Raw genomic sequence first — 234 nt, 5'->3', positions numbered from 1 at the left:
TCGTTAGTAACGGCGAGTGAACGCGATACAGTCCAAACCGAAGCCTTCGGGCAATGTGGTGTACGGACTACCCATAACGGACCTGGATCTTATGTGAAGTCTCCTGGAACGGAGCGTGATACAGGGTGAAAACCCCGTAACATAAGAACCAGATCCCGGGGTTGTTCCAGAATAGCGGGGGTTGGATATCCCTCGTGAATTTCGCAGGCATCAACTGCGAAGACTAAACACTCC

1 rRNA gene is annotated in these 234 nt (G+C 51.7%); it reads left to right on the top strand.

Annotation, left to right across the window (positions count from 1 at the left end):
- Positions 1-234: ribosomal RNA gene (locus C457_RS20765) — 23S ribosomal RNA — on the top strand; the annotation flags it as partial.

Origin of the sequence: Haloferax prahovense DSM 18310, from assembly GCF_000336815.1 — an archaeon.
In the GTDB taxonomy this organism is placed as follows: Archaea; Halobacteriota; Halobacteria; order Halobacteriales; family Haloferacaceae; genus Haloferax; species Haloferax prahovense.
The sequence above is the reverse complement of the archived record's forward strand: the minus strand, read 5'-3'. Positions and strand labels throughout refer to the sequence as shown.